The organism is Jatrophihabitans lederbergiae (assembly GCF_031845305.1).
GTDB classification, from domain to species: Bacteria; Actinomycetota; Actinomycetes; order Mycobacteriales; family Jatrophihabitantaceae; genus Jatrophihabitans_A; species Jatrophihabitans_A lederbergiae.
The window spans coordinates 20,880-29,397 of record NZ_JAVREH010000039.1; the positions used below are offsets into that span (position 1 = coordinate 20,880).

An 8,518-nucleotide genomic window follows, 5' to 3' on the forward strand; every position below is an offset into this window, starting at 1 on the left:
CGATCTACTGCGGCTCCGAACGCAGTGCTCCCAATGCCGATTCCACCAGGCTGGGACGGGGCCGCCCACGGAGCACGGACTCCTGGGCGATCCGCAACACCTTCGGCAATGCCTCCCAGCGATCGATGCGGGGGCTGAGTGCCTGCCGTTCCCGGTCGGTGCTCGCGACTTCTCGCTGCCAGCGCAAGGCGAAACCATGATGCCCGGCCGCGGCCCACAGGTCGTCCATGCTTCGGAAGAAGCGGGTGTCGTCCGCCTGGAAGTCCTCAACCAGGGCGTCTATTGCGGTGTCGCCGAACTGCCAACCATCCTCGCAGCGCAACGCGTGTATCGCCGCGATTCCGCCGTGCCTTCGCAACCACATCATGGGTCCCGCCGGGACCGGCACGGGCGCTCCGAAGACAAGTTTGTTGCGCGTCGACTGAACCGGTCGCCAATCCGCCGGCAGGGTCATGGCCTCGATCAACTCTGCATCAGACAGCTCACCCGACCACGGCTGCTGCTGGCCGTTCGGCACTAGCGCGCAGAATTTGTCCCGTATGCTCCACCGTTGATCCGAGCACCCGTCCAGCAGGATCCAGTGCGGTGCCGACGGACCACCGTGACCAACGGACCACGGCAACCGGGCTGTGTCGGTGACAACGATGGCGCGGCCGTAGCGCAGGAGTTCATTGGACAGCGCGTCCAGCACGTCGTACGTCGATCCGCTCAGGTATTCCAGATGACTGCCGTCCGGCAGCACGTCCAGGGAAGGCGAATGATGTGAGAACGAAAGCTGTTCGTGGGCGCGATCCCGGCGCACGGCCAGGTGTACCGATCGCGAGATGATCTCGGTTGCCTTCCACTCCAGCGACAGATAAGCGTGCAACGCAGAGGTGTAACAACTCAATCCTGCCGCCGGGGTCATCTGGCCACCTCCTCTCCTCGAACGCGAATACCGCGTCCGCAGCTCTGCTCAGTGACTCCTCGATCTCTCGGGGCACAGGAACTCCTCGGCATGGTCGGCCACGCCGGCGAGCATGGTGGCGGTCGCGCCGCCGGCGATCGCGAACATGGCGAGTTGTTCGCGCAATTGACTCATCCCGCCGTCGCGGAACGAGTCCGCTCCGCGCAACGCGATCACCGCGGTCAGGATCCGTTCGGTGGCGCTTGCATATGACGCTTTGAGCAGCATCCCGTGAGCGGCCGTCATGGCGTTCACGTCGGCAGCGGCCGCACACATCGCGTCCAGGTGGGCGAGGTCGACCAGGCAGCCAGCGAATCGTTCCTGGACCGAGGCGTTGTCCCACAGAGTCCCCTGGCCGGTGGAACGCGTTGCGAGATAGTTGCGGGTCTCGCGCAGGATGCGGCGGCAGGTGGTGCGCGCCCACAACGCACCGATCAACCTCTCGGCCGTGAGTTGCCGGGCCAACTCCGGCAGCGCCCGCCCGGTGCGCCCGACGAGATGGTCCGCGTCGAGTCGCACGTCGTCGAAGTGAAGGTGTCCGAGGCCCGAACCGGCCAGGACGGCATCCGTCGCGGACTCGACCCGGACACCACGCCGACCCTTCGGAACCAGTACCCACGAGTGGCTGGTCACCCGCCGGGCGCCGTCGGTGCGTGCCAGCACCAGGGCGAAGTCGCAGTCCGTGGCGTTGGTGATCCATTCCTTGCCGCCGGTCAGGACGATGCCGCCGGCGTCCCGGGTCGCGCGAGTCCGCAGGTCGAGCAGGCCGGAGCCGGACAGTTGGGCGTCGGTCACCGCGAGGGCGACCATCGTCTCGCCACGAATCATGCCGGCCAGCACCTCGTCGGCGACGGCGCTGCCGGCGGCGCAGCCACGCAGGAGCGGCAGCACGCTTGCGACCTGGACGCAGACCGACAACATCGGGCCCGGCGCGACCGAGCTCTCCAGTTGCTCCACCAGCGCGCTCAACGCTCCAGCCTCCACGTGTAGCGGCGGCTGCCCGGCCTCGACCAGGGCCCGAAGATCACCCCGGTGCCCCAGCTCGGCCCATACCGCCCGGGCAGTGGTGGCCGTGTCGACGCCGACGGCGGTCACCGGCTCGCGACGTCCCCGTCGCCCGCGCGTAGTTCGGCCACGACCTCCCACAACGCCCCAGCCGTCTCGAACGTTGGTCCGGACAGCCGCTCGTCGGAGATGGTGATGCGGTAGCTGTCCTCGACGTCGAAGAGCAGTTCGATCGACCGCATCGAGTCCAACCCCATGTCACGCAACCGGGAGGTGTGCGAGATCGGTTGGTCGCCGGCGTATTTCAGATGCGAGCGGAGCAGTTCTACGAATGCTGGTTCCATGACGTACCGTGCCTCTCGTGCTGCGTCGCGTCGGACGGTTGCGAACCAAATTCGGACGCGCGCATACAGGCCCGATATAGCGAGGATTCACAATCAGCCACGTATCAACGGTGTATCGAGCCGGGTGAGGTTGGTGTCGGTTGCGCATCCCGTGCGGCCCGCGTCAGGAGGACACCATGTCGTCGTACTCGCTCGGAACGTTGTCGATCGATCCCACCCAGGTAGACGTCGATCTGCGGGGCATCGAAAACTTCGGTTATGTCGACTCCTACGACGAGTTCGTTTGCGGGTCATGGCGCACGTGCATGTTGCGCAACGGTTCCGGCGACGGCGGCGACGCCAAGATCGGTGATTACGAGGGGCCGTCGAAGTCGACCGAGTTCGGCGCTCGGCTGGGGTATCTCGATCGGATCACCACCGAACACTTCCGCACCGACAACCTGCGCTTCGCCCGGGTGACGCGGTTGGCGCCGGACAGCGTCGTCGTGCCACACCGGGATTACGTCGAGCTGAGCAGCTCATTCGTGCGGATTCACGTGCCGCTCGTCACCACCGAACGGGCGCTCGTCTCCGAGAACGAGACCATCTACCGGATGCGTGCCGGCGAGGTCTGGTTTCTTGACGCGACGGAGGTGCACAGCATCGCGAACTTCTCCGATGTCGGACGTGTGCACCTGCTGCTCGACTTCGCGGTGTCGGACCCTCGCGAGGTGTTCACGGTGGCTCCGAACTGGGCACCGCAGATTCCGGCCGAGTCTCTCGTCGGCCGACGCCCACTGAACGCGGACGAAACCGAGATTTTGCTGGACCTGGACAAGATCATCGACAGGACGAACGCCAGGGATGTGCTGGCCATCCTGATCAAGCGGTACTTCGCCGCGGAGCTCGACGTCCTGGAAGTGTTCAGCCTTCTGGGGCGCATCGCCGAGGGTAGCGCCGACGCCGACGTCGTCGAATGGTCCCGGTGGATTCACTCGCACTCGCTGACGGCGCGCTGAGCGCTATGGCAGCCCATGTCACGTCCGTCGACGGCCGGGCCGGACCTCGAGGTCGCCGCGATGCCCAGCGGCTGTTGGTCATTGGTGCCGGCCCGATCCGGGTGGCTGCTTTCGGAACCTGGCGTCAGCTCGGTCTAGACGTCGTGTTGGTCGACGGCCACGAACAGGAGCGATACGACGAGCTGGTCGCCGAGACGTATTCTTTCGACGCTCGCGACAGCACCGCGGATCTGGAGTCGCTCCGGCGGATTGCCAAGGGTTGCGATGGCATCACCACCCTCGCCGACGGTTCCCAACGCACCGTCGCGCTGCTGGCCGACGAACTCGGCCTGCCGGGCATCGGTGTCGACGCCGGTAACACTGCACGCTCCAAGGCGCTGCAGCGGCAGGTCTGCCAGGACGCCGGACTGCGTGTCCCACGGTGGGCGCGGGTCGCCTCCGTGGCCGACCTGGACGCGTTCTACGCCGACGGTCCGCTGTCGGCAGTGCTCAAACCCAGCGATTCCGCTGCGGGTTCGGGAGTCCTGCGGGTCGAGACGAAGGCCGAGGCAGCTCGGCACTGGCCGATCGTCAAGTCGTTGTCGCCGTCGCGGGTCGGTGTCATCGAGGAGTTCCTGGACGGGCGCGAGATCTGCGTCGACGCGGTGGTGCGCGGTGGCGAGGTGCTGTTCGTATCCTCGGTCGACTGCGAGCACATGCGCACGATCGGCTTCCTGTGCACGTCATCGAGTTACGCGACCGTCAATCCCGACGTCGAGCCCGCGACCGCCTTGGTCCGCCGGATCGTGTCCGCCGTGGGCGTCGACACCGGAGCCGTCCACGCCGAATTCAAGATCGGCTCCGACGACGTATGGACTATCGTGGAGGTCGGGTTGCGACCGGGTGGTGCGCTGGTTCCCGAGCTGACGGTGAAGGTCAGCGGAGTGGATCTCTACGCCGCCCAGGCGCTGGCGGCTCTCGGTGAGAGCGATCCGGCGCGGCCCGACTGCCAGGTGGTAGCACCGTTCGCGCAGGCCCGTTATCTGGTGGGCGAGGGCAACGTCCAGCGGTTCGTCCCGCCGGCAGACGTGCTTCGTGACCTGCCGGACGTCAAGGTGGTTCGCCAGCAGATACTCCCAGGTCAGCGAGCGCGCATGCCCTTGAGCGAGGCGGGACGGGCGGGCTACGCTTTCGGTTGGGGACCCGACCGGATCGGCCTCGATACCCAGCTGCGCACCGCGATCGAGCTGTTGGGAACAGGGATGGGTATCACGGTGCGGGGCAACGATCCTGACGATTTGATGTCGTCCGAACACGGTCCCGGACCGTGGTGGCCACGAACGCAGTGGGAGGAACAATGCGACTAGGCGTCCTGATCCTGCCGGATTCCCCATGGGCGGTCGCTGTCGACAAGTGGCGGCGAGCCGACGAGCTCGGATTCGATTCCGCATGGACCTACGATCATATCTGGTGGCGCGGCCTATGCGACGATCCGTGGTATGCCGCTGTCCCCGTGTTGAGCGCGGCCGCCGCCGTGACCGACCGGGTCCGGATCGGCATCATGGTGGCGTCGCCGAACTTCCGGAATCCCGTTATGACGGCAAAGGAAGCCATCGCGATCGACGACATCTCCATCGGACGGTTCACGCTCGGGGTGGGCTCAGGAGCACCCAGCGCGGGTGACGCCGAAGTCCTCGGCGGTCCGGCGCTGACTCCCGCGCAACGCACCCGGCGGTTCACCGAATTCGTCGAGATGACTAGCGAGCTGCTGGACAACGATGTGACCACGAGGACAGGGGGGTACTTCGGCGCCCAGCTGGCCCGGATGATTCCCGGCTCCGTCCAGAAGCCGCGCCTGCCGCTGGCCGTCGCGGCGTCCGGACGCAACGGGCTGAAGTTGACCGCCCGCCTCGGTGACTCCTGGATCACCGCGGGGCCCGCAGATTGGACGGCCGGCCACACCCCGGAGGAATGCCTGGACGAGACGGCGGCGCAGGTAGCGCAACTCCGCGTGGACATGGCCGTGGCGGGACGAGACTTCGACGCCATGAGCCGGATCATGATCGCGACGCCCATGTGCGGGAATCCCGTGGAGTCGGCGGAGGAATGTCTGCGTATCGCGACGGAGTACGCACGGATCGGCATGACAGATCTGATCATCCACTGGCCCCGCGAGAGCGGCGTGTACCAGGGCGATCCGCGAGTATTGACCACAATTGCTGACACGGTGCTACCTCGGCTTGCCGAGCTGTGAGTCGCTCCCGAGGAGCTGACCGACGGCGAAACGCCCAACCCGGATCTAGAGAGGCAAGGACATGGAGAGTACGACACAGCTGAGGACGACGACCCGACTGACCTCGGGGCGGCACGAACTGGGCATGGACAGCAGCGAGTTCGGTGAGCTGGTGGACTCCAGCCATCTGCTCGGTGACGTCGAAGCCGTGCGACGACAGATGGCCGACGAGGGTTACCTCTACCTGGCGGGCTTCCTCGACGAGGCTGCAGTGCTCGCCGCTCGCGAGGAGATCCTGTACAAGTTCGCGATCGTCGGCGAGATCGATTCGGTCAACCATCCGATGATGGATGCCGTGCTGGCGGACGAAACCTACGTGCACGAGGTCAATGCCATCGCTTTCACGGAGAGCCTACGTGCAGGCATCGCATACACGAACGTCGTCCTCGCGCCGAAGCTGATCGAGTTCTTCTCGGGTTTTCTTGGCGGTCCGGCCCGCGCGTTCGACTTCCGGTGGCCCCGGTTCATGCGGACAGGTGAGTTCACCGGAATTCACTGCGATGGGCCGTACATCACCCGTGGTACCCGTAACGTCTGGTCGACCTGGATTCCTCTCGGTGACGTGCCGATGATCAACGGTCCCATTATGATTCTCGAGCGCAGCCACCGGTTGGAAACGTTGCGCGACACTTACGGCCGACGCGACGCCGACCGGGAGAACTTGGGCTGGCTAAGCGAAGACCCCATCGGCTTGCAGCGATCACTGGGCGGTCGATGGCTTAGTGCGGACTTCAAAGTCGGCGACGTGCTTCTCTTCGGTCCGGATCTGGTGCATTCGAGTTTGGACAACAACTCACCGGTTCGGCACGCGAGGCTCAGTTCGGATACTCGTTACCAACTGGCTTCGGACCCGCCGGACGAGCGCTACAACGGCGCTGACACCAGCAACCCGCACGGTGGTCCGAGGCGGGTGTTCCTGCCCGGCAAGGCTGCCGGCAACAACGAAGACTTCCAGGACGAGTGGAAGCTTGTCGACAAGGACGGGCGTCTCAGGCGAACTCCAGCGTTCGGGCGTGATTGACGTTGCCTGGAAATAGCATCAATAGCGTCGCTTCTGCGTCTTGAACCGTCCCGGGTTCATGCCGTCTTCGAAGTGGCGGCGTCGCCGGGCGGTGATCCGGTGTGTTGAGCGTAGGAGGCCTGCTCGAATTCTTCCGGGCTGGTGTGGTCGAGCAGGCTGTGTAGGCGGTGGTTGTTGTACCAGTCGACGTAGTTCATCGTGATCGCTTCGACGTCGGCGATGGTACGCAGTGGACCGGTCGGAGACGGTGATCCGGCGGCGATGGTCTCGTTCTTGAACAGGCCCATGAACGACTCGGCGACGGCGTTGTCAGGCATCACCGACGGAGCCGATCGAGGCCGATAACCCTTGCAGTGCCAGGTTTTCGGTGAACTAGATCGAGGTGTATTGACCGGATTCAACCAGTGGATGCAACACCGGCTTGTTGGAGTAACAGTAGCTGCTCGGTGAATGCCTCGGCAGGTGTCTTCCAACCGAGTGTCTTGCGGGGCTTGGTGTTGAGGGCGTTGGCGACAGCTTCGATGTCGTCGGCCGACCAGCGCGCGAGGTCGGTCCCTTTAGGAAAGTATTGGCGAAGCATGCCATTGGTGTTCTCGTTCGTCCCGCGTTGCCAAGGGCATCGCCGACCGGTGCAAGACCCAGCCGCCGACCGCGGCCGGAGGCCTGTTCGGCAAGGACCGCTTCGACATCGACCTGGCAGGCGGCACCGTGAGCTGCCCAGCTGGGCGAGCCGCGCCGCTGCGTCGCGCCAAGCCCGCAGTGCACTCGCTCGGCCAGCGGCCGCACCATACCCACGTGCGCCCGTCATCACAGAGAGGGTCCTCTAGAAACCAACGTCCGAGCCTGCCCGCCGCCTTGGGGTAGGCGGCCACGAAAGCAGATTTCAGGGCGTCGCCGGTCAGCTCGCCCTCAACAGGCAGAAACCGCGGCCCGGTGATGGCAGGCTGAATGCTCTCCAGCGGAACTCCCGCGTCGTGGACGGCTTGGACCATGCGCAGGACCGTTCGGCGTTTACGAAGCGGCTCACTGCGGGCCCCGCCCGCCAAGACCACGTATTGCGTCCAATCGCGAGCTTCCACCCGGTCGCTGCGAACGGCGGCCTCCTTGCGGCGCATGCGGACCTGGTACTCCGCGGCCTCTCTTAGGGGGATGACTTGCTCGACGTCGAGCAGGGTTCGGTTCTCGATCCGGTAAGGGCGTAGGCGGATGCATCGGATGTCCATCCGCTCGAGGCGGTTGAGCCACAATACAGCCGTCGTCAGCTCTATACCGAAGTCGGCTGCCACGATGATTATGCGGACGTCGTCATCGAGCGTCGGAGTCTCGCCGACGCCCACGTCGAGGAAGGTCGTCAAGTCCTCGCGTGGGTCCAACTCCGCCCCAGCCAGTTCGCGGCCGAGCGGCGTCGCCAACGTCACCGTATAGGCGTCCACCACGTCGTCGAAGGTCATGGAGGAGATCATCGCGGCGTATCGCAGGGCCTGCAGCTCAGCGTGTCCGCCGTCGTTGGTCCGCTTCAACTCGATGACGAGGAGGTGGCCCTCTCGGTCAAGGGCCAAGAGGTCGAGACGTCGTCGAGCGTCTTCCCAGGAGCCGTACTCTTGAGCGACGACCTTTAGGTGCTCCCCGAGACCTCCACGTTGCGGAACAGGTAGGCCTGCAGGTCTTGCCGCTCCCGCAGCCCGAGCGCGGCGAAGTCGCTCGGATGCTGCTCGACCAAGCTGCCGCTTTTGATCTCATAAAGGCCCAAGTGAGACGCCTCCTAGGCGCATGCATTTGCCGATGGGAACTGAGCTAGCAAGTACGTTAGCCCGGGGCTTTCATGAGGGCGGCGCGTTGATCAACTGAAAAGTGCTCCAAGCCAGCAAGAATCAGGGTTGCGACGACCAGTTCATGCGGAGCGAGGAGCACCTTCAGGGTGAAGAATATCGG

The 8,518-nt window shown here is 65.1% G+C and carries 10 protein-coding genes and 1 pseudogene; 4 read left to right on the forward strand and 7 right to left on the reverse strand.

Annotated elements, in window-relative coordinates:
• Nucleotides 1–4: 4 nt before the first annotated feature.
• Genes RM423_RS18865 through RM423_RS18875 form a run of 3 tightly spaced genes read right to left on the reverse strand, consistent with a single transcriptional unit; the run spans nt 5 to nt 2,295 of the window.
• A complete protein-coding gene (locus RM423_RS18865) occupies nt 5–907 on the reverse strand; it encodes a hypothetical protein (protein WP_311424598.1) in 903 nt (300 codons plus the stop codon).
• 48 nt (nt 908–955) lie between these two features.
• Entirely contained in the window at nt 956–2,041 is a 1,086-nt protein-coding gene (locus RM423_RS18870) for an acyl-CoA dehydrogenase family protein (protein WP_311424599.1), read from the reverse strand.
• Nucleotides 2,038–2,295, reverse strand: coding sequence for an acyl carrier protein (locus RM423_RS18875; RefSeq protein ID WP_311424600.1), 258 nt, complete (start codon nt 2,293–2,295; stop codon nt 2,038–2,040). The genes RM423_RS18870 and RM423_RS18875 overlap by 4 nt, the downstream gene beginning before the upstream one ends.
• Before the next feature lie 176 nt (nt 2,296–2,471).
• Here RM423_RS18875 and RM423_RS18880 point away from each other — a divergent pair, with 176 nt between their 5' ends.
• From RM423_RS18880 to RM423_RS18895, 4 genes are all read left to right on the forward strand, one after another.
• Nucleotides 2,472–3,293 carry an aspartyl/asparaginyl beta-hydroxylase domain-containing protein gene (locus RM423_RS18880; protein WP_311424601.1) on the forward strand — a complete coding sequence of 274 codons (822 nt, stop codon included), beginning with the start codon at nt 2,472–2,474 and terminating at the stop codon, nt 3,291–3,293.
• Complete coding sequence (locus RM423_RS18885) at nt 3,260–4,639, forward strand: ATP-grasp domain-containing protein (RefSeq protein WP_311424602.1); 1,380 nt, start codon at nt 3,260–3,262, stop codon at nt 4,637–4,639. Before RM423_RS18880 ends, RM423_RS18885 begins: the two co-directional genes overlap by 34 nt.
• Nucleotides 4,630–5,526 carry an LLM class flavin-dependent oxidoreductase gene (locus RM423_RS18890; protein WP_311424603.1) on the forward strand — a complete coding sequence of 299 codons (897 nt, stop codon included), beginning with the start codon at nt 4,630–4,632 and terminating at the stop codon, nt 5,524–5,526. The genes RM423_RS18885 and RM423_RS18890 overlap by 10 nt, the downstream gene beginning before the upstream one ends.
• 199 nt (nt 5,527–5,725) lie before the next feature.
• The gene (locus tag RM423_RS18895; protein WP_311424604.1) at nt 5,726–6,586 is read left to right on the forward strand and encodes a phytanoyl-CoA dioxygenase family protein; all 861 of its coding nucleotides are present in this window, start codon (nt 5,726–5,728) and stop codon (nt 6,584–6,586) included.
• Between the two features lie 56 nt (nt 6,587–6,642).
• Here the strand turns inward: RM423_RS18895 and RM423_RS18900 are convergent, their stop codons facing one another.
• The 4 genes and pseudogenes from RM423_RS18900 to RM423_RS18915 all read right to left on the reverse strand — a co-directional run bounded on the left by RM423_RS18900 (nt 6,643) and on the right by RM423_RS18915 (nt 8,336).
• Nucleotides 6,643–6,903, reverse strand: coding sequence for an integrase core domain-containing protein (locus RM423_RS18900; RefSeq protein ID WP_311424606.1), 261 nt, complete (start codon nt 6,901–6,903; stop codon nt 6,643–6,645).
• Between the two features lie 80 nt (nt 6,904–6,983).
• A pseudogene (locus RM423_RS18905) lies at nt 6,984–7,202 on the reverse strand (transposase); the annotation flags it as partial.
• Nucleotides 7,144–8,037 carry a hypothetical protein gene (locus tag RM423_RS18910; RefSeq protein ID WP_311424607.1) on the reverse strand — a complete coding sequence of 298 codons (894 nt, stop codon included), beginning with the start codon at nt 8,035–8,037 and terminating at the stop codon, nt 7,144–7,146. The gene RM423_RS18910 and the pseudogene RM423_RS18905, both read right to left, overlap by 59 nt.
• A 164-nt stretch (nt 8,038–8,201) precedes the next feature.
• Entirely contained in the window at nt 8,202–8,336 is a 135-nt protein-coding gene (locus RM423_RS18915) for a hypothetical protein (protein WP_311424605.1), read from the reverse strand.
• Nucleotides 8,337–8,518 lie beyond the last annotated feature (182 nt).